Here is a 17,434-nt window from a genome sequence, read left to right as displayed (position 1 = left end):
TGACAGAACGATTGTCACAAATTCTACTCACATTGTGGTTAGCGTCGCTAGCGCAGGGCGCGTGATTACCGCGGTCGAGCGTGATTCACCCATTGACATCGGCGCATAAGTAGTCGACGTAGAATAGAATCCTGCGCTGCAGCAAAGCGCGCCTCCTCCCACGATCCCTGGACATCCGATGGTCACTCATCCTCATCTTCTTGCCGCGGTCGACCTCGGATCGAACAGTTTCCGGCTGATCGTGGGGCGGGTGGAAGAAACGCCCGCAGGCAGCCAAATTTACCAGGTCGATGCCTTGCGCGAAGCCGTGCGCCTTGGCGCGGGTCTGTCGAAGGACAAAATGCTCGACCGTGCGTCGCAGTTGCGCGGGCTCGAAGCGTTGAAGCGCTTCGGCGAACGTCTGCGCGACTTTCATCCGGATCAGGTGCGCGCGGTGGCCACCAACACGCTCAGGGTGGCGAAGAACGCGCACGAATTCATCGGCGAGGCGGAAAGCGCGCTGGGTTTTCCGATCGAAGTGATCGCCGGTAGGGAAGAAGCACGGCTCATCTATGCGGGCGCCGCGCATTCGGTGCCGGCGAGCGCGGGCAAGCGCCTCGTGGTGGATATCGGCGGCGGCTCGACGGAGTTCATCATCGGCTCCCATTACACGCCGATTCATATGGAGAGTTTGTATATCGGCTGCGTGAGCCACAGCCGCACGTTCTTTCCGGCCGGCAACGTCGACGAATACACCATGCGCCAGGCCGAACTCGCGGCCAAGCGCGAAATCCAGATCATCTCGCGCGAATACAAGCAGACCGGCTGGGATCAGGCCATTGGTTCTTCAGGCACGGCGCGCGCGCTCGCGGAACTCGTCGAAGCGAACGATTTCAACGACCCTGGCATCACGCACGGCATTTCGCGCGGCGGGCTGGAGCGTCTGAAGCGCGCGGTCATCAAGGCGGAGAACGTCAATCGGCTGAAGCTCGTCGCGCTCAAGCCGGACCGCATTCCGGTGCTCGCGGGCGGCCTTTCGATCATGCTCGGCGTGTTCGAGGAACTGGGTATCGATTATGTGGATACCACCGACGGCGCCTTGCGTCTCGGCGTGCTCTACGACCTGCTCGGGCGTTCGCAGCACCAGGACATGCGCACCGTCACCGTGGAAGGCTTCAAGCGCCGTTATGGCGTCGATGCCGCGCAGGCCGAACGCATCGGCTCGCTCGCGATCAGCTTCTACGATCAGCTCGGCGAACCCGATGCGGAACGTCGCGAGGAAGAACGCATGTTCCTCGCGTGGGCTTCGTCGCTTCACGAGATCGGCTTGTCAATTGCGCATAGCGCGTATCACAAGCATTCAGCGTATATCGCGAGCAACGCGGACATGCCGGGCTTTTCGCGCACGGACCAGGCGCGGCTCGCGACGCTCGTGCTGGGTCACGCGGGCAAGCTCGGCAAGCTCGCGCAAGCGCGCGATGTCGACTGGACATTGCTGTTTTGCCTGCGTCTTGCGGTGTTGCTGTCGCGCCGGCGCGCGGATGTGGGGCTGCCCGGCATCGAGGTGAAGAGCGCGGCGGGAGGCTTCGAAGTGCGGCTGTCCAACGAGTGGGTCGCGAGCAATCCGCTCACGGACTACAGCCTCGTTCAGGAAGCCATGGAGTGGGAAAAGATCGGGCGCCCGTATCGCGTGGTCTATACCGGCGATTGACGAACGCCGCGCCTTGAATCAACCGATGAAGTGCCGCGCATAACGCGCGTTGATATCCGACAGGCGGAAGAGGGTAAGAAAGTCCGCCGTGTTGAAATCCGGGTCCCACGCAGGCGCGCCGCATATCTTCGCGCCTAGACGCAGATAACCCTTCACGAGCGGCGGCGGGCTCACTTCCACGCCCGTGCGCAATTCCTCCACCGGCAGCGGCGTATGCGGGAACGCGTGATATTCGGGGGCGGCGAGGGCATCGGCGGCGAGCGACGTGTAAAGGTTCGCCGCGTAGTGCCCGCCGTCGACCATGCCGACGCTCGCGCAGCCAAGCATCGTTTCGTAGCCGTTGTGCTTCATGTAGGCCGCGAGCCCGCCCCATAGCGACATGATCACCGCGCCGTTGCGGTAGTCGGGATGCACGCACGAGCGGCCCACCTCGACGAGCTTCGGCCGCAGATGCGCAAGCCGCGACACATCGAACTCGCCTTCCGCATACAGCCGCCCAATCCGCGCGGCCTCATGCGGCGGCAGCACGCGATACGTGCCGACCACTTTCAACGTATCGAGATCGCGCACGAGCAGATGATCGCAGTAGGCGTCGAAGACATCCACGTCGAGGCCCGCAGGCCCCGAGAGGTGCGCGCCCATCTCCTCGGAGAACACGCGGTAACGCAGCCGCTGGGCTTCACGCACGGCGTCGCCGGAACGCGCCCACGACACTTGCAGCCGATGCTGCCCGGTGATGGTTTCCGCGGTACGCGGAAGCTGGCGGCGCGAATCGAGCGAGAGCGACGATGACGCTCCGGTTGGCAGGAAGGGCGTCGGCATATCGAGCATTGGCGTTCCTCGGCAGGACGAAAGCTTGAGGGTTTCGGTCCTCGCCAATGTAGTAACGCGCAATGACGCTCGCATGGCATCGCAGTGACGTTTCGATGAAACGACATTCTGTTGAACCTGCGATTACACGGCCTTTCGGCTAGAGCAGATCGGGGTTCGTCACCGCGCGCAGAACGACCTGGCCGTCGCCGTGACGCGAGCGCGACTGGAACCACCAGACGCCTGATTTCTTGATCGACCAGTCCGCTTCGTCGCCGGTCATGAGCCACGCGGCAACGTGTCCGAGCGTAGGCTGATGGCCCACGACGACCACCGTTTCCGCGATGCCATCGGGCCAGCCGGCGGCATCGAGCACGTCCTGTGCACGTCGGCCGGGCGCGAGTTGATCGATCACGCGATACTGATCGCCGAAGGCTTCGACGGTCTGAATGGTGCGCGTGGCCGGGCTTGCGATGAAGACCGCATCGTCGTCGATACGCGCCTTCAGCCACTTTGCGGTGCCTTGCGCCTGCTTGCGTCCGCGCGAGGTGAGTTGACGCGCGAGATCGCTTGCGGCCTGATCTTCGGCTTCGGCGTGACGCCAAAGGATGAGGTTCATCGTTGTCTCCGCAAATTCGAAATGGCAAGAGCTTGCATGACCGGGCAGCGGCCGTCACTCGCTAAAGTGGCAACATTCGTTCCCTCTGCCGGAAGTGTTTGCGGCGCCGCGGCAAGCAAGCTATAATCTGCGGCTTGTCGGAGCGTAGCGCAGCCTGGTAGCGCATCTGATTTGGGATCAGAGGGTCGAAGGTTCGAATCCTTTCGCTCCGACCACCATACACGAAGGGGTTACAAGTCACGGCTTGTAACCCCTTTGTCTTTATGACGTCGGTTTTAACGTCTTCTTGGGGACTTCATGCTGCGTAACTTCGTGTCCGTTCTAGGTGCCGCCACGCTCGCACTCATGCTGACTGCATGCACCGAACCCGCCAATCAAAAGCATCCGCCGCAAGACCCGCCCGACTATAAGGGCGTACCGACCGACGACACCCCGCCGTCGATGCTCATCGCGCCGACGTCGGCCGATCCAAAGTGAAAGAAGGCGAAGCGCCGACGCATGAGCGCCGGCGCTTCTAACCCGCGCGGACTGTTCGCGCAGAGAGAAGCGCGGGCTGCAGACATTTTATGGAGGCTTGGCCTCGGCAACTGTGTGCGCTTGTTTCCGAGCGTAACGGCGTGCAAGTTTCAATACGCCGGCGCCACACGTTTGCGCGGTAGGAACGACGCGTCGGTCATCCATACTGACCTTAACTTCTAACTGACATTTAAGCGAAACATTTGCCGCAAGGTTAATATCCGACGACTTAGTGCATTCTGGTTTCGCCATGAATCTGCTGTCGGTTTTCGCTATCGTTGCTCCGCTCGCGCTTGCATTCCTCTTTGCGTTTGCCGCGCGTATCGATCCATTGTCCGGCCGCTGGCGCAGGAAAACGCCAAAGCGCAACCGGACCAAGCCCGCGAGCGCGTGATGTTCCCTTGAGCGCTCACGCAGGCACGCATGCAAGCGTCACTGCTTGCAGCGGATCACCATCGAACGATTCTTGATGTTCGCGCCGAAGATACCCGCGACCGTGCCACCGGAAGTCGCGCCGTTGTCATTGTCCTTCGACACCACGTCGTATCCATATGCACCGCACACTTCGCCCGCTTGCTTGTAGCAGGCCGCCCAGCTCGTGCTCGCATCGCCGCCGCTGCAGTTGATGGCGAAGCCCGTGTCGCCGGATGGCAAGTAGGTCATGGTCGGGCCGTGGGCGCATCCGCCGAGCGCGCCGGTAAGCGCGAGAGCGGCAACGACTGCGCCCGGGTGGATTCTCTTCATCGAAATCATCGATCTTCCTCTTATGGTCCGTCGGCGTTCAACGCGACGGCAAGTAACGCGCCGGGTCCGTCGAGCGGCCCATGTAACGCACCTCGAAATGCAGCATGGTGCGGTCGCTGTCGGTATCGCCCATCTCGGCGATTTTCTGGCCCTGTTGCACGGTCTGGCCTTCCTTCACGAAGAGCGTCCTGTTGTGTGCGTAGGCGGTGAGGTAGTCCTCGTTATGCTTGACGATCAACATGTTGCCGTAGCCGCGCAAGCCGTTGCCCGCATAGACGACGCTGCCCGTCGCCGCGGCCACGATCGGCGTTCCCGCTGAATTGGCAATGTCGATGCCCTTCGAGTTGCTGCCGTTGAAGTTGCGGATGACGTCGCCTTGTGCGGGCCAGACGAGCGTGATGCCCGGTCCCGGCTTCGTCGCCGGTGCGGTGTCCGCGCTCTTCGGTGTGCTCGTGCTCGCCACGTTCGATGAAGCCGTCGCCGAGCCTTCCGGCGGCGCCACGCGCAGCACTTGTCCGACTTCGATTGCATCGGGATTCGACAAGCTGTTCCAGCGTTTGAGATTGGCGACGGTGGTGCGATTGGCGCGCGCGATCTTCGTGACCGTATCGCCGCGCTCGACGCGATAGTAACCGGGCGCAACCGGACCGGAGCCGCAAGCGGAAAGCGTCACGACCGCCGCGACGAGCGATGTAAAAACGAACTGGCGGATTCTTTTATGCAAACCTGACCTCGTAAGGCGCCGCCGCGCGACGGGCGTTTGAAATTTTGCGCGGCGGATCGAAGGCAGGATTTTACCGTTTCGGGTTTCCCCTGACAGAAAGCCGTTTGCAACGTTTAGTCGGCGCGCGTGACGACGAGCCTGAGCAGCGCGGTCTCCGTTTTGCCCGGCGCGAGCCAGCGCAGGCCAAGACCGTTATGGATGGCATCGGGCAAGCCGATCCACGGCTCGACGCAATAGAAGTCCGATGTATCCGCCTCGGTCCAGGTCGTGACGGCAAACCACGGTACCGAATCGGGCTGATGCAGCTCGAAACTCACGGTGCGCTTCAGGCCCGGCATGTTCAGGTGCACGGGCTGATCGGAAGGACCCGTGAAGCAATGAAAGTTGTCGATGATGCTTGCGTCGCCTAGCGAGTAGCGCGGCGAGCCAGGCGTCGCCTCGCTGATCGCGCCACCGGCCAACTGATGCCGGCGCTCGGTGCGCGGCAGCTCCACGCTGCTTTGTGCCCGTTGATCGTGCGGCAGATGGAAATAGAAGTGATGTCCGGCGTAATAGGGCAGCGCCACTTCGCCGGGATTCGATGTCGTGAGTTCGACTTCGAGAGTCGTGGCATCGACGAGCCGGTACGCTGCCTCGAAGCGGAACGCGAACGGATAGCCTGCGCGCGTGGCGTCGCTGTCGACGAGCGTCATGCGCAGGCCGTGACCGTCGGCATCGCGCGTACAGGAGAACGGCAGGTCGCGCGCGAAGCCGTGTGTCGAGAGCGTGTGGACGACGCCGTCCTGATCGCGCCACTTGTTGATTTCGCCGTCGACGAAATGCCGGCCGAGAAACGGAAACAGCAGCGGATTGCCGCCGCGAATCTTGGGCGGATTGCTCCAGTCGGGCGCATCGGGCCAGTGGATGACGGGCTCGCCGTTCACTCGCCACGTCATGAGGCGGCCGCCGGCGCTCGGCGCGAGCGAGATTTCGGCGCCATCGCGCTCGATATAAATCACGTCTGGTTGAGATGACATGGTGCGAAGACGCTCCGGTGAAATGATGATCGCGCTGAAAACGGGCCTTGAAACCCCGACGATTCTGCCTTGCTTTGTCCTACGGAGAAACCCTTTGCGGGAAATTGCGACTGCCGTCTCATCTGACGATGTGTTGTTATAGCAACCGAATGTTGGAAATCAGACGGACAGGGAGTCACCATGGATCTGGCGATGGCAATGGGCGTCGCGATGTTCGGCCTCTTCGGCGCGAGCACGGCAATCTTTCTTTATAAGCTGAAGGGCTGAGCAGCGCGCCGGCTGCTCGTCGAGGTTCTTTCGGCTTGATTCGATATCGCTTTCTTATAAATTACTGATTGATTCGGTTTCGCTGACGTTTATCGATCGGTGACGCCTGTCGCACGCGTTTGTACGTTTTCCGCTTGGCGGTCCAACTACGGCTGTGCATAATCGGTCCCGACTTGCGCGCCGCACCATTTCCTCATCCCCTTCGATCTTCGTCTCGCCGCCTTCGGCCTTGCGCTTTGGAGCGAGGAAAGCACTCCGCGGCGCGTCTTCCTTCCTCTTTCATGAAAAGGACCGACGCGTGACTCTCTGGTTTCTTATTTTTCTGAGCGTGCTGCAGGGCGTGACCGAACTCTTTCCGGTCAGTAGCCTTGGACATACGCTGCTCGTTCCCGGCTTGATCGGCATGCATATCGACAAGCACGCGCCGCAACTGCTGCCGTTTCTCGTCGCCTTGCATCTCGGCACCGCGCTCGCGCTGCTGTGGTACTTCCGCAAGCGCTGGGTCGCGCTGATCGGCGGCTGGTTCGCTTCGCTCGGCGGTCGCCGCAATGACGACGGTCACATGATGTGGGCGCTCATCATCGGCACCATTCCGACGGGCATCGTCGGGCTGTTGCTCGAAAAGCGGCTCGAAGCGCTGTTTCACGATCTGCGTATCGTGGCGGCGGCGTTGATCGTCAATGGCGTGTTGCTGTGGTTCGGCGACAAGCTGCAACGCGCCCGTGCAGCACGCGCGCCCGAAAAGCTCACGTTCAAGCAGGCGTTTCTGGTGGGTCTTGCGCAGATCGGCGCGCTGATTCCCGGCTTCTCGCGCAGCGGTCTCACGATCATCGCGGGTGTCGGCGCGGGCCTGACGGCTGAAGCGGCGGCGGAGTTTTCGTTTCTGCTTGGCACGCCGATCATCTTCGCGGCCGGCGTGCTCGAATTGCCGAAGCTCTTTCACGCGCCCGGTCAGCTTTTCGATGCGTTGCTCGGCGGCGTGCTGACGGGTATCGCGGCTTATCTGAGCGTGCGTTTCCTGATGCGTTATTTCGAAGGTCACGGCAAGCTGGCATCGTTCGGCGTGTATTGCGTGATCGCCGGCATCTTCTTCTTCGGATGGTTCATGATGCATCCGCAGCCGTTGTAATCAAGTCTGGCCGCGCCGCTTGCGGATTGAGGTAAAATCCTCGCTCTCTTGGGTGCGGCCGGTCTCGCTTGGCCTGCCACGCGCCCATGTCTCAAGTGGTTCCTCGTAACCGCCCTTAGCTCAGCTGGATAGAGCAACGGCCTTCTAAGCCGTAGGTCACACGTTCGAGTCGTGTAGGGCGGGCCAGAATCAGCGGTTGTTCCAAAGCGCATTCGGCGCATCTTTTTGCAAATCGTCCCGCCGTATTTTCGACGACCATTCGCTGTGTTCGTCGCACTCGCCAAGCGTGAACTTCGTCATCCGCTGCGAGCGGAATGCTTACTTGGCGATCCGAATCGAGTCATGTCTTTTCGGCTGGTTCCTTCGCCACGCGCGGATGATCGCTCGTCAGTGTCATCAGAATGTCCGAGTACCACGCGCTGTTGAGACCGAGGCTTTCATCGGCGTGGACATCTCTTGTTCCCATGTCGATGGTCGATGAATGAATGCCGAGCAACACCCACGGCAAGCTCGCGCCCGTGCTCGTGTTGGCCATCGACGGATTGCTCATGACCACAGGCGCGCCGCTCGTTCCGCGATGCGTGCGTGCATCCGTGATGAAGCATCCCTTGCCCTGAAAGCGCAGGCCGAATGCCGACGCGATAATGCCTTGGCGCACCACCGGCAAATGATGCAGCGAGTCGTGAAAACCAAGCGGGAAGCCGACGATCAGCACGGACGCGCCCGTTGGCATGACATCTTCGGGCGAGGGAAGATGCTCCGGCCCGAACGCCTCGAACACCGCCGTTACGGGCAACCGGTCGCGACGAATTTCCAGCACGGCGACGTCGATCGCGCCGCCGTCGTCCGACCCATCGCGCCAGAGACTCACGCTCTGTGCATACAACGGCAGGTTGAACCACGTCGATGCACCGAGGTTGTCGCGGTCTGTGTGCAATTCGATCTCGATACGATCGGGAAAATGCTGGCTCGGTTTATCGGTGACGACGTGACGGCTCGTGACAAGAAACAGGCGCTGATCGCGAGCAAAGAAAAAGCCACTCGCATTCGTTAGATGACGCTCTTGCACGAACGTGCGGACCCGGGCCGCAGTAAGGAGCAGCGCTTCGGCCGCGGGCTTGAACGTGGCGGGCGTATCGGGTTGCTCGCGCGGAATCATTCTCCCGACGAGTTCAAGCAAAGCGTCACGCTGCGGCGCGGCTTCACCCGAAGACAAAAACGCATCCAGCGATAACTCGGATACGCGTCCTCCCGATGCGGCATTCGGCACATGTCGAACCACGGGCATTTTGTCCGCGCCGGTATGCAACAGCCATTTATCGCCGTTCGGGCTTACATAGAGTTCAATGGAGTCGGTATTCATCAGAGTCGGGACGGCGTGATGTGATCGAATGGCGCTTTGCGTTTCTTGCCGCGCGTTTGCAAGCAAGCGTGAAGAAAACATCGGCGCCACGCATCAGCGATGTGAACTCGGGACAAGCCGAAATACCGCGTCGATATTCATCAGTACTCCCCAATTATCCTGTCGACCGTTCAAGCCGAGAAAGAGAAGCGCATTTAAGGGGAGGGTAGAAAGCTGCAAAGGCGCGCCGGCAAAAGATAAATTCGAAACGTGTCCAGCCGACGATACGCAGTCAATTCGGCAGGGTCAAGACATTTCGGGCGGCTGCTTCGCGGCTATTGGCCGGGGCAAAAAGTCGATAGCGGCTTGTCCCGCGCTTTCGGCGATGAGACAAGACGAGCCGCGCGTGATCGCTGCCGCACTGCCCGGGCACACTCGAGTTGCCGCTGTGCTTGATCCGCAAACTCACGTCATACAAGTCTTTCGCAAACGACGTCAGCGCCATATGTATTTCGAAGCCGCGACACCGGAAGATGCGGAACATGACGCGCTTTCGGTCGGGTGAGTTCGCGCGCTTTTTGGCGGGGTGCGCGATGCAGGTCGCGCGATGATAGACAGATAAGATCATTGAGGCCGGTACTGAAACTTTCGCTGTACAAAATCACTAAAGCGCGTAGGATGGGCTTGGCCGATTGAGTCGCGACTTTGTGTGAAAACCGCATACGTTGCTCTCACGGTGGGCCCTGACGGGATCGGCCTATTATCGGAGACCGTGCAATGCGGTCAGTCGTTGCGGTCAGTTGCATAGACGTCGCCGACATCGCGAACAGCGCCGATATTGCTCCACGCTCCATCATTGATATGCCGCCCACGGCGGCGCGAGGTCATCCCATGACAGTTGAATTCCGCCTATATCGCGGCCTTGAAATTTATCCGCTCGTTTTCTCGCATAGGCCCGCAGACTCCGGTCATGGTCATAACTACGACGAGGGATTCGACGCCGCCGTGCGCATCCAGGAACCGCAAGTCGAGACTGGCGTGGCGCGCAGTCGTGTTTTCAGGCTTAGCATGGACGAGCCTTTTCAAAGCGCGGGTGACGCGCGCCGCGCATCGACTGCTTATGCGGAACAGATGATCGATCAATGTCCGCAAGACAGAACGTTCTTCGACTGAATGATCGATCAAGCAGATCGAGAGACGTCGCGCCTGCATGATTTTTCCGCAAGCCTGAATGTGCTTTAGCTAAGAGCTGTGACGCCAGGGCGCCTCACGGCAATCAACCAGGAGACGCCATGGAGATTACGCGAGCCCGCTTTCGCATCGACCCAACACCGCGCAGGGCCGACGGAGAATATATGGCGCATGCGCGAATCATCACCACCAACGCGGACGGCAGCGAATCCGATGTCCTGTCGAGCGGCGATCTCGCCGGCTTCGACTCGCGTGACGATGCAGTCGCCTTCGCTAAAAAGTGGGCGCAAGACTGGCTCGACGCTCGCTTCGGCTAGTGTCCGCATCGGGTCTATCGAAACCCCGTGATTCCGTCTGCGCAGGCCTTCGTGCCTCTGGCTAACGTCTCACATCGCCAAGCATGCTTGCAGCGGAGAAAGAATGGCCAGTTTCAATCAGCAAGACGCGACGAAAGACCTGCCTGAAAATCCCATCAGGACGATGCAGAAAGCGCGCGCCTCACGCGTGCGCAAGGGCAAGCCGGCGCTTGCCGTCGTTTCGGCGGATGCCTACGCCGAAGCCGCACAAGACGACGCGCGGCAGCGTGAAATACGCGCGCTCATCCAGATGGGCAAGGATCAGGGCTTCGTCACGCATGCGCAGATCAACGACCATCTTCCCGGCGACTTCGCGCAGAAAGCCGCGCGCGAAGCCATTGCTCGAACCTTCAACGACATGGGCGTCGCGGTTTTCGAACAGGCGCCCGACACCGAAACCCTGCTTCTGAACGACGCGACCGCCGTCGCCATGCTCGAGGACCACTCCGACGAGGATGTCGAAGTCGCCTTGTCGACGGTGGATTCCGAATTCGGCCGCACGACCGATCCCGTGCGCATGTATATGCGCGAAATGGGCGCGAAGCAATTGCTGACGCGCGCGGCGGAGATCGAGATTGCGCGGCGTATCGAAGACAGTCTTCACGAGATGATCCAGGCAATTGCAGCGTGCCCCGCGACCATCTCGCTGATCCTTGCCAGCGCGGCGCAGGTCGAGGCGGGCACGCTGTCGATCGATGAATTCGTCGATGGCATCGACGACAAGGACGATGTGGACGCAATGCCGTTCGCGCAGGCGCCCAATGAGTCCAATGAGTCCAGTGAGCCCAACGCACCGAGCGATGCCGACGAAGAAACCAGTCTCGAAGACTCCGACCGCGCCGAGCAGGAAAGGCTGAGTCGGCTCACGAGCGACAGCCTGGCCATCTTTGCGCGTGTCGAAAAATCCTTCGACCGCATGGCTGTCGATGCAATCCAAAGACCGCTTGCAGATACGAGCATCCGCACCGAACTCGCGCGCATTCGCTTTACCAACCGGACCGTGGATCGTCTTTGTGCCGACATGCAGCAGCGAGTCGCGCAAGTTCGCATGGTCGAGCGGCGCATATCGTGCATTGCGATCGATTATTGCGGCATGCCGCGCGAGCAATTCGTGGCGTCGTTTCCCGGTCATGAAACCGATCTCGAGTGGACCGCCAATACGGCTGCGGCAGCGAACTCGCATGAGTACGGCGCGTCGCTCTACCGCAGTCTTCCGGCCATCCAGACCGAGCAGCACAAGCTGATCGAGCTTGAAGCGAGCGCCGCGATGCCGTTGCAAAGGCTCAAGCAAACCAGCCGTCAGATGCTCGCGGCCGAGTCGCGCATGAGACGCGCGAAGGCCGAGATGATCGAGGCCAATCTGCGCCTCGTCATTTCGATTGCCAAGAAATACGTGAACCGGGGCGTGCACTTTCTGGACTTGATTCAGGAAGGCAATATCGGTCTGATGAAAGCCGTCGACAAGTTCGAATATCGGCGAGGCTGGAAGTTTTCGACTTATGCGACGTGGTGGGTTCGGCAGTCGGTCACGCGCGCGCTCGCGGATCAGGCGCGCACCATTCGCGTTCCGGTGCACATGGTCGAAACCATCAACAGGCTCAATCGCATTTCACGCGAGATCATGCAGCAGACCGGACGGCCCGCGCAGCCTGCGGTGCTCGCCGAACGCATGGAGTTGCCGAAGGAGAGAATCAGCGGTATCCAGAAGATTGCGCTGCATCTCATCTCGCTGGAAACGCCTGCAAGCGATGACGCCGACGCCACGCTCGGCGACATGATCGAGGACACGAACGCGCAATCGCCGCTCGATGCCGCCGTGCACGCGGACATGCGCGCCGCCATCGACGACGCGCTCAACGCGCTTTCGCCACGCGAGGCGCGTGTGCTGCGCATGCGCTTTGGAATAGACACGGTATCCGAATTCACGCTGGGCGAACTGGGCTCGCATCTGGGTGTATCGCGCGAGCGCGTTCGCCAGATAGAAAGCCAGGCCATACGTAAGCTGATGCATCCCCGCCGCGCCGACAAGCTGCGCTCGTTTCTCGACCTCTGAAACGTCAGGGACATGTGTCGAGGCAAAGCGATTGGTTCAAGCCCCGCCAGCGACGTCATGATTCTCGTCGCGGCAAAGACCCGAATCCGGACCGCGCGGACTGCGCCGCCCGAACCGTTGCGCGGCGATCAACTCCTCGGATGCGCGAGGAAGAAACGCAGCATCTCGGCGCTAGCGTCAGGTCCGGCCGGATCGGTGTAGGTTCCGCGCGTGCTGCCGCCTGACCATGCGTGCGGCGCGCCGTGAATGGTCCATAACTCCGCGATTTGCCCGTTTGCCGACTTCAAGCGCTGGACCGTGTATTTGCGTGCGCCGGCCATGCCGTCGTGCATCTCGCGGTCGGAACCGCTTGCGCTGAAGTCGTCGACGAGCTTGCGGGCATTGGCGTAATTCACCGTGGCGTCGGCATCGCCGTGAAAGACGATCAACGAGCACTGCGCTCCGCCTCCCGCGCGCTGGTTCGCGGCGTTGCCCTGACCGCCGCGCATTGCTGCGAGCGCGGACGGCAGATCGTGCGCGGCACCCACGGGAAGGCCGGAGTGCACGCCCGCCGCTGCATAGAGATCCGGATAGCGCTGCGCCATGATCGCCGCCATTGCGCCGCCGGCGGACAAGCCCGCGACGTAGACGCGTTTCGGGTCCACGCGATGACTCGCCATGACTTCACGCGTGATTCCCGCGATGATCGACGGTTCGCCGCCGTCGCGTTGCTGATCCGACGACTTGAACCAGTTCCAGCACTTCGACGGATTCGCGCTTTGCGGCTGAACCGGATAGACGACGATGCAGTCGTGCGCGTCGGCAAGCGCGTTCATTTGCGTGCCGGCCGCGAAGTCGTCGGCGTTTTGCGTACAGCCGTGCAGCATGACGATGAGCGGCAACGGCTCATCGCGATAACCGGCCGGCACATAGAGTTTGTAGTCGCGCTGACCGGCCGCGCCCGTGAAGCGCCGCGTGCTGAAGTGTCCGCGATCTTCGGCGTCCGGTGCAGAGGCGGGCGCTGGTTGCGGCGGTGCTTTGACGAAAGCATCCGATGCGTCAGACGCTTGCGTTGCGTGCGTGGCGCCGCGCATCGCGCGCTTGACGACTTCGACGGCGCCGCTGCTGTCGCTATTGCGAAAGCGTTCGAACGCCTCTTTCATGGAGTCGAGAAATCCTTCGTTCAGTTTCATCATGTTTTCCGTAGTCGTTTCCGGCCTGCATCGGCAGGTCAGCGGATTCGATCTGCAAGCGCCGCTTTCACAGCCGGCGATGCGTGCAGCGCACCGCGAACCAGTATCGATTCGATGGTGGCAAGGGCAAGTTCCGGGGAGACGTCGGCGGCAATGCTGGCAAGACCCAGTACCTGAATCTTGAGCCTTTCATTGGCCGCGCGCACCGCTTCCAGATCCTGCTTCGAGAAGTATTGAAGTCCCAGCACGAGGGCGCGCCGCGTCGCCGTTTCCTTGACGACCACGGCATGCACCGAGAGCTGGTTGCGGATAGCCGTACGGATCAAATCCGTGCGGTTCGAATAGAAACCTTCTTCCACGAGCAGATCGATTTGGCCGAGATCCACCGGGCCAAGATTGATCGTGATTTTTTCCGTTTCGCCGCCTTTGGAACGTGCGGCATCCAAGATTTGCCTCGCCATGAGTTCGTTTCTTCCATCCGTTGACCATCCATATGGATGTTTATAGGCTGGTTTCGAGAGCACGTCAAGAAAAAACGATATGTGCTTTTTCACCCGATTAGCGCGAATTAGTCAGACATTTCAGCGGTTTTGCGCGCGGGGTCGGCATTCGTTCTGGCCCGCTTCCTGCCCTATGTTTTCTCACGTTGCTTCACCGCGCCGACGAACGCCCCACGGGCCAAGGCTCCGGCTGAAATTGGCTGGCCTTGGCTGGATTAACCGGTTCGTACAACACTTGCGCTGCACACCCAGGATGCATTTGCGCCCCAACATGGCGCATTGGATGCACCGCGTGTGCGGCTGGCAAACCTGTGTCGCCAGAGGATGACGTGAATAATCGAGCATACGAAACCAGTCCAGCTCAGTGCTCGCTTTGGAATCGCAAGAAGCTGCGGGTGCGGCCGGATGCGCGGCGCGTGCTCGTCGCGTACGCGGAGCGGGCGCTCGGCATATCGCTCGTGTCGTTGTTCGAGCTGAAGGGATTTCCGACGCAGCTTGCCATCGATGCGACGTCGCTCAAGGGCATCGTCGAGGAGTGGCGACCGCATTTGGTCTTCTTGGATACGCGCATCGGCGGCTGCGCCAACTATGCACTCGTGCGCGAAGTGCGCCGTCAGGACGACGACGCGGGCCGCCTGATCATCGCGATGAGCAGCTTTCTTCCCGAAGAGCCGCTCGGGCGTCTCAAGGAAGCGGGCTACGACGGGCATTGCCGCCGCCCGTGCCCCGTGTGGCAGATGACGGATCTGCTCGACGAATACTTCGCGTGCCACGCGGTGCGTTGAAGTCCGCACGCTGACGCTGCATCGCGCGCGCATAGCTCAGCGGGCCGAACACGGCATTGAGCGCGATCATCGCGATGAGGCTCGCCGCGAGCATGGCCCACGACATCGCGAAGCCGCCGCTTGCGTCGCGCACGATGCCGGCAATCACCGGCGCTGCCGCCGCGATCACGAAACCCACGCCCTGCACGAACGCGACGAGACGCGCGGCGAGTTCGGGGTCGTCGGCGTGATCGAGCGTCAATACGAGCGTGAGCGAAAACACGCCGCCGAGTCCCGCGCCGAGCAACGCCACGACCAGAACGGGCAACGCGAGCGGCGCGTGCAGCAGCAAGCCGAATCCCGCGAGTTGAGCGGCAAGGCCGGCTGCGATCCACGCGCGCCGGTCGCGAGCGCGTCCGAAGCGAGCGGCCGCCATCGGCAAGAGCAGCGCGGACGACGCCTGAAACACCGTGAGCAACGCGAGCAGCGTGCCGCTTTCGCGGATGCCCTGACCGAGTTGTTGATAGTACGCGGGCAACCACGCGACAAGACTCGTATAGCCGCCGTTGACGAGCCCGAAAAACACGCCGAGCGCCCACGCGCGACGATTCGAAAAGAGCGAAGGCTTAGAAGTCGTATCGCGTGTGACGACGGGACGAGGCAAGGCATCCGCGCGCATCAGAAGCAGCCACAACGCGAGCGCGATGAGCGCGGGTATCGCCCAGACAGCGAGACCTGTTTGCCAGCTTGCGAGCGCGGCCACGTTGGGCGTGATGCTCGCGCCCAGTCCGCCGCCCGCCATGATCGATGCGGAGTAGAGGCCCATCGCAAAGGGCAGGCGCGCGGCAAAGCGCGTTTTCATGACACCGGGCAGAAGCGCCTGAATGACCGCGACGCCCGTGCCCGCGACCGCCGCGCTTGCGATCAACGCCGCCGCTTCGCCCGCGAAAACACGCGCCGCGCACGCCGCGACAATCGCCACGAGCCCGATAGCCACGCCACGCGCATTGCCGATAGCCCGGGTCAGCGCGCTCGCCCCGAATGCGCAGACGCCCATGGCGACCACGGGCAGGCCGGTGAGCAGCGACGCGCCACGAAACGACAAGCCGGTGGCGGGCAGGATCACGTTCATCAGCGGACTGATCGACGTGAGCAGCGGCCGCAGATTCAAACCGATTGCGACGATCACGGCCAGCCAGACAAGGTTCGATGCGCGTGCTTTCATCGCGTGAAGTCCGCGGGAATGATCGTGCCGTTCGACATCACGAAGCGGCGAGCGGGGCGCATGGCGACGGCCTGCGCGACCGTTTCGGCATCGACGAGCACGAGGTCCGCGCGCATGCCCGCGGCAAGGCCATAATCCGCGAAGCCGCAACCGCGTGCCGCTTCGCTCGATACGCATGCGAAGACCGCGGCGAGATCGTCGTCGCGGCGCAGGTCGAAACGCATCGCGATGAGCATCGCGCGTTCGAGCATGTCGGGCGAGCCGAAGGGCGTCCATGTATCGCGGATGCCGTCGTTGCCGCCGAAGAGCGTCACGCCCGCCGCGCGCGCCTCGCGAAACGGCGGAACGGCCACGGATGCGGGCGCCGTGGTGAGCAGCGCCACATTCAGGCGCGCGATGCGTTCGAGCAACGCGTGGCGCCGCGCATCGGTCAACTGGCCCAGACAAAACGCGTGACTCACGACGACGCGCCCCTCGAAGCCAAGCGCCTTCACGCGATCGAGCAGCATATCGAAGGTGAAGGCGCCGAGATCGCCGGGTTCGTGCAGGTGAATGTCGATCGGCTTGTCGTGCTTCGTGGCGAGCGCGAAGGTGATGTCGAGCGAGAGAGCGGGATCGCCGTCGATGGCTGCCGGGTCGAGCGCGCCGAGCACGTCCGCGCCGCTTCGCAATGCGGTATCGAGCAGCTCGCGCGTGCCCGCGCGTGTCGTCACGCCGGATTGCGGGAACGCGACGATCTGCATGTCGAGCACGTCGGCGAGCGCGGCGCGCGTGGCGGCGACGCCTTCCAGATGACGCAGGCCGGCGTCGGTATCGATATCGACGTGGGTGCGAATGCGCGTCGTGCCCTGATGCAGAAATGCCAGCGCGAGCGCGCGCGACGCTTCGGCCGCATCGTGACCGCTTTGGGCGCGCCAGCGCCGCTCGTTCTCGATGCGATCGACAAGAAGCGGCCCCACCGCATTGCGATACCACGGCATGCCCCACGTGGTCTTGTCGAGATGCGTGTGGCCTTCGACGAAGCCAGGCAGCAGCAACATGCCCGCGCCGTCGACGATCGTATCGCTCGCGGCAGGCGTCTTTTCGCCATGCGGCGCGATGGAGTCGATGGTGCGTGCGCGCACGCAGACGTCCACGGCATCGCCGCCGAACGGCCGTGCGCCGATAATCCAGATTGCCGGTTCCATACCCGAGAGCCTCCTGTTTGGTTGACCATCTTAGCAAATATTGGTCAACCAAAATCGCGGCATCGCTGATAACCCGTATTTGCCGGGCACTCGCTACAATGCGGATCAACAACAGGCACCGCACGCATT

General features: G+C 61.9%; 19 protein-coding genes and 2 tRNA genes. 10 read left to right on the top strand and 11 right to left on the bottom strand.

The window, feature by feature from the left end:
- Window positions 1–178 precede the first annotated feature (178 nt).
- A complete protein-coding gene (gene ppx / locus LDZ28_RS09280) occupies window positions 179–1,690 on the top strand; it encodes an exopolyphosphatase (protein ID WP_244825732.1) in 1,512 nt (503 codons plus the stop codon).
- An 18-nt stretch (window positions 1,691–1,708) separates the two neighbouring features.
- Here ppx and LDZ28_RS09275 read toward each other — a convergent pair whose 3' ends face one another.
- Window positions 1,709–2,521 (bottom strand): GNAT family N-acetyltransferase, encoded by an 813-nt coding sequence (locus LDZ28_RS09275; protein WP_244825731.1) that lies wholly within the window; start codon window positions 2,519–2,521, stop codon window positions 1,709–1,711.
- 139 nt (window positions 2,522–2,660) lie between these two features.
- On the bottom strand, window positions 2,661–3,119 hold the full coding sequence (locus tag LDZ28_RS09270) for a histidine phosphatase family protein (RefSeq protein WP_244825730.1): 459 nt from the start codon (window positions 3,117–3,119) through the stop codon (window positions 2,661–2,663).
- A gap of 138 nt (window positions 3,120–3,257) precedes the next feature.
- On the opposite strand from LDZ28_RS09270, the gene LDZ28_RS09265 reads away from it, so the two are divergent.
- The 3 genes from LDZ28_RS09265 (at window position 3,258) to LDZ28_RS09255 (ending at window position 4,029) form a co-directional block, all read left to right on the top strand.
- A tRNA-Pro gene (locus LDZ28_RS09265) sits at window positions 3,258–3,334 on the top strand.
- A gap of 82 nt (window positions 3,335–3,416) precedes the next feature.
- Window positions 3,417–3,596: a hypothetical protein gene (locus tag LDZ28_RS09260; protein ID WP_244825729.1), complete on the top strand. Its 180-nt coding sequence runs from the start codon at window positions 3,417–3,419 to the stop codon at window positions 3,594–3,596.
- A 289-nt stretch (window positions 3,597–3,885) separates the two neighbouring features.
- Window positions 3,886–4,029, top strand: coding sequence for a hypothetical protein (locus LDZ28_RS09255; protein ID WP_244825728.1), 144 nt, complete (start codon window positions 3,886–3,888; stop codon window positions 4,027–4,029).
- Between the two features lie 38 nt (window positions 4,030–4,067).
- On the opposite strand, the gene LDZ28_RS09250 is transcribed toward LDZ28_RS09255, so the two are convergent.
- The 3 genes from LDZ28_RS09250 to LDZ28_RS09240 all read right to left on the bottom strand — a co-directional run bounded on the left by LDZ28_RS09250 (window position 4,068) and on the right by LDZ28_RS09240 (window position 6,119).
- Window positions 4,068–4,388: a hypothetical protein gene (locus tag LDZ28_RS09250; RefSeq protein WP_370652024.1), complete on the bottom strand. Its 321-nt coding sequence runs from the start codon at window positions 4,386–4,388 to the stop codon at window positions 4,068–4,070.
- Between the two features lie 28 nt (window positions 4,389–4,416).
- Entirely contained in the window at window positions 4,417–5,103 is a 687-nt protein-coding gene (locus LDZ28_RS09245; protein ID WP_244825726.1) for a peptidoglycan DD-metalloendopeptidase family protein, read from the bottom strand.
- A gap of 113 nt (window positions 5,104–5,216) precedes the next feature.
- The gene (locus tag LDZ28_RS09240) at window positions 5,217–6,119 is read right to left on the bottom strand and encodes an aldose epimerase (protein ID WP_244825724.1); all 903 of its coding nucleotides are present in this window, start codon (window positions 6,117–6,119) and stop codon (window positions 5,217–5,219) included.
- Between the two features lie 565 nt (window positions 6,120–6,684).
- Between LDZ28_RS09240 and LDZ28_RS09235 the strand changes: the two genes are divergently transcribed.
- Window positions 6,685–7,515, top strand: a complete 831-nt coding sequence (locus LDZ28_RS09235) for an undecaprenyl-diphosphate phosphatase (RefSeq protein WP_244825722.1) — start codon at window positions 6,685–6,687, stop codon at window positions 7,513–7,515.
- A gap of 109 nt (window positions 7,516–7,624) precedes the next feature.
- A tRNA-Arg gene (locus tag LDZ28_RS09230) sits at window positions 7,625–7,701 on the top strand.
- 154 nt (window positions 7,702–7,855) lie between these two features.
- Here the strand turns inward: LDZ28_RS09230 and LDZ28_RS09225 are convergent.
- Both LDZ28_RS09225 and LDZ28_RS09220 read right to left on the bottom strand, forming a co-directional pair.
- Complete coding sequence (locus tag LDZ28_RS09225; RefSeq protein ID WP_244825721.1) at window positions 7,856–8,878, bottom strand: serine protease; 1,023 nt, start codon at window positions 8,876–8,878, stop codon at window positions 7,856–7,858.
- Between the two features lie 271 nt (window positions 8,879–9,149).
- Window positions 9,150–9,401 (bottom strand): hypothetical protein, encoded by a 252-nt coding sequence (locus LDZ28_RS09220; RefSeq protein ID WP_244825719.1) that lies wholly within the window; start codon window positions 9,399–9,401, stop codon window positions 9,150–9,152.
- 347 nt (window positions 9,402–9,748) lie between these two features.
- Here LDZ28_RS09220 and LDZ28_RS09215 point away from each other — a divergent pair, with 347 nt between their 5' ends.
- The 3 genes from LDZ28_RS09215 (at window position 9,749) to rpoD (ending at window position 12,457) form a co-directional block, all read left to right on the top strand.
- The gene (locus tag LDZ28_RS09215; protein WP_244825717.1) at window positions 9,749–10,030 is read left to right on the top strand and encodes a hypothetical protein; all 282 of its coding nucleotides are present in this window, start codon (window positions 9,749–9,751) and stop codon (window positions 10,028–10,030) included.
- Between the two features lie 119 nt (window positions 10,031–10,149).
- Window positions 10,150–10,365 carry a hypothetical protein gene (locus LDZ28_RS09210; protein WP_244825715.1) on the top strand — a complete coding sequence of 72 codons (216 nt, stop codon included), beginning with the start codon at window positions 10,150–10,152 and terminating at the stop codon, window positions 10,363–10,365.
- Between the two features lie 103 nt (window positions 10,366–10,468).
- Window positions 10,469–12,457: an RNA polymerase sigma factor RpoD gene (gene rpoD, locus LDZ28_RS09205; protein WP_244825713.1), complete on the top strand. Its 1,989-nt coding sequence runs from the start codon at window positions 10,469–10,471 to the stop codon at window positions 12,455–12,457.
- Between the two features lie 128 nt (window positions 12,458–12,585).
- Here rpoD and LDZ28_RS09200 read toward each other — a convergent pair whose 3' ends face one another.
- Together LDZ28_RS09200 and LDZ28_RS09195 are read right to left on the bottom strand one after the other, a co-directional pair.
- Window positions 12,586–13,629 (bottom strand): PHB depolymerase family esterase, encoded by a 1,044-nt coding sequence (locus LDZ28_RS09200; protein WP_244828081.1) that lies wholly within the window; start codon window positions 13,627–13,629, stop codon window positions 12,586–12,588.
- A 38-nt stretch (window positions 13,630–13,667) separates the two neighbouring features.
- Window positions 13,668–14,090, bottom strand: coding sequence for a CopG family transcriptional regulator (locus LDZ28_RS09195; protein ID WP_244828079.1), 423 nt, complete (start codon window positions 14,088–14,090; stop codon window positions 13,668–13,670).
- Between the two features lie 368 nt (window positions 14,091–14,458).
- On the opposite strand from LDZ28_RS09195, the gene LDZ28_RS09190 reads away from it, so the two are divergent.
- Complete coding sequence (locus LDZ28_RS09190) at window positions 14,459–14,914, top strand: hypothetical protein (RefSeq protein ID WP_244825711.1); 456 nt, start codon at window positions 14,459–14,461, stop codon at window positions 14,912–14,914.
- Here the strand turns inward: LDZ28_RS09190 and LDZ28_RS09185 are convergent.
- Window positions 14,814–16,118: a cyanate transporter gene (locus LDZ28_RS09185; RefSeq protein ID WP_244825709.1), complete on the bottom strand. Its 1,305-nt coding sequence runs from the start codon at window positions 16,116–16,118 to the stop codon at window positions 14,814–14,816. The two genes, LDZ28_RS09190 and LDZ28_RS09185, sit on opposite strands and share 101 nt — an antisense overlap.
- Entirely contained in the window at window positions 16,115–17,305 is a 1,191-nt protein-coding gene (locus LDZ28_RS09180) for an amidohydrolase family protein (RefSeq protein WP_244825707.1), read from the bottom strand. The genes LDZ28_RS09185 and LDZ28_RS09180 overlap by 4 nt, the downstream gene beginning before the upstream one ends.
- Window positions 17,306–17,434 lie beyond the last annotated feature (129 nt).

It is taken from the genome of Caballeronia sp. TF1N1, from assembly GCF_022878925.1.
In the GTDB taxonomy this organism is placed as follows: Bacteria; Pseudomonadota; Gammaproteobacteria; order Burkholderiales; family Burkholderiaceae; genus Caballeronia.
Note: the sequence above shows the minus strand (reverse complement) of the source record. Positions and strands in the feature narration are given on the sequence as shown.